This is a genomic window from Microvirga massiliensis (genome assembly GCF_001006805.1).
Lineage (GTDB): Bacteria > Pseudomonadota > Alphaproteobacteria > Rhizobiales > Beijerinckiaceae > Microvirga > Microvirga massiliensis.
Genome location: NZ_LN811362.1, coordinates 102,945 through 105,037 on the forward strand (window position 1 = coordinate 102,945; position 2,093 = coordinate 105,037).

Here is a 2,093-nt window from a genome sequence, read left to right on the forward strand (position 1 = left end):
GCGGCCCATCCTGCGGCCGACGCCAGAGTTTGCAACAGGCCCTCGCGATCCACGACCGGCGTCGGCGTGGTCTCCACGTGCGTGATCAGGTGCGGACCGCTCTCGTCACAAGCCTCGGTGAGATGAACCTTGTAGCCAATCCAGGTTGTCGTCCCCTTCTTAGCATAATGCGCCTCTGGATCGTAGGGTGATCCGGCCATCAGCAGGGAGGGTGGAAATCCCTCATGGTCGGTCCGCCAGTGCACCAGGGGAGTGGCCTCAGAGGATGCGCCGGCCCTCGGTTCTATGGTCTGAGCCTGGTCAGTGAGATAGAAATTCTGGACCCAGACCTGCCGCAGTAGCTCAACAGCCGGGATCTCGCGCAACCATGCTGGTGCATCAGGGGCTGTGATTGCCGCGAGCAACTGATGGCCATCGTGCCTGATCTGTTCAGCGTGGACCCGCCGCTTCGCTTCGCCCTGCGGGACATCATAGTCGTCAGCCGGCTTGCTATACCGCTCGATCCAGACGGGATTGGCATGAGCGCGCAACCAGGCGGGTGCGGCGGAGGCCAAAGCATTCAGGGCCGCCCGCATGGTCTCGGTCACGCAGGCGAGACGGTTCAGGGAACGGACTGCTCCGAGCACATGCGTGGAGTCAGTACGCTGGCGGCCGCGGGCGCTCAGCAGCTTATGCTCCCGGCACAGGACCAGAAGTGTATCGAGGAGCTGCTCTTCTAAGCCTCCTGCCACCAGGCGACTGCGGAATTCGCTTAGAACAGAGGCATCGAAGCCAGGGTCGGTCAATTCCAGTCCCAGCAGGTACTTCCAATCGATGCGGCTGCGGACCGCCTCGGCCGCCCGCCGGTCTGAGAGGCTCTCGGCAAACTGAAGCAAGCTCACCAGCGCCAGCCGCCACGGGCATTCGGCTGGCTGCCCGCAAGGCGCGAAGAGAGGCGCGAACTGGGCGTCGGAGAAGATCGTCCCAAGGTGGTCACGCAGGCGCAGATAGGGGTTGCCCTGCGGGAACGCAGCACGAGCGATGGCTGCCGTTGCGGCCGGGACATCTCGGCATAGGGTCGGGCAGAGCGACATGAGGACCTCCGGGATGGTGCTGCCCCTCAAACCCAGAACGCCAATCCCTGCCTCCAAGGCTCCGACCCATTCGCCAGCAGTATCTAAAGCGGTACAAGTCCAATGATCATGAAGCAGAGCGGGCGCGGCATTGCTCAATCCCCTTCACGTCTCAGCAGGTGAGCTGCCCGTTTGGAGGCTCTCGGGCGAGAAAATGTCGGGCTGGTTCGTGGCACTGACGCGGGCAACGAGGTCGGCGGTCCCGCCCGGACCGTCACCGGCCTTGCCGTCCCACAGGGCGATTAGATGCACATTGCCATGCTGACGGGCTTGCTTGAGGAGGCGCGCATTGCAGGCACCATACGCATCATCCGAGACTGGCAGGTCCATGACCTCCCGCTGGGGTTCCGGAGTGGTGTTCCAGAGGTCCCAGAAGCGAGACGCCCAATCGCTCCCCGGTACTCCCTCGACTGAGGTAGTGACGAACACCTCCGGCGGGAATGGCAGCACGATCACCGTATCGATGCCGTGAGCCCGGCCCTGCTCGTGAAACAGGATGTCGCCGCCCCTGGCGCAACTGGCAAAACCAAGCGCCGGCTCACCTGACCCTGCCTTGGCTGGCGCATAGGGAATGATGGCGCGTGTAATGCGTACACGGGCGGCCTCTTCGAGCGAGGCGGGGAAGCGCGGCTCGGGGCGGTCCGGCTTGTCTATCATGTGCCCCGTGAACAGGAGCGAGATGGGCATGAGCCTGGTCCCTGGCTGCTCCTGACATTCTACGCCGGACCCGCCAGAAAGCGATGGAGAGCAAAATAGGCCATGACGCATGGTGATCTTTCCCCGTTGACGTGGACACGGGGTTAACTCGCTTTCCGTTCGGCTTGTTCGGGGTGAGATACCCGAGCGCCGGGTGGATGCGCTGCCGATTGGAGTAGCCCCCGATGTAGCCGAACAGGTCGCGCCGCGCCTCTTCGCGTGTCGCCCAGTTCCGCTGATGGACCAGTTCCACTTTCAAGGAGTGGAAGAACGACTCCATCGGGG

The 2,093-nt window shown here is 63.5% G+C and carries 2 protein-coding genes and 1 pseudogene; all 3 read right to left on the reverse strand.

Features of this window, described 5'->3' with window-relative positions; translation table 11 throughout:
* On the reverse strand, positions 1-1,073 hold a 1,073-nt coding region (locus tag BN1233_RS31435; protein ID WP_048709311.1), incomplete at its 3' end, for a transposase.
* 144 nt (positions 1,074-1,217) lie between these two features.
* On the reverse strand, positions 1,218-1,799 hold the full coding sequence (locus BN1233_RS47515; protein WP_048709312.1) for a hypothetical protein: 582 nt from the start codon (positions 1,797-1,799) through the stop codon (positions 1,218-1,220).
* Positions 1,800-1,912: 113 nt separating this feature from the next.
* A pseudogene (locus BN1233_RS45110) lies at positions 1,913-2,093 on the reverse strand (IS3 family transposase); the annotation flags it as partial.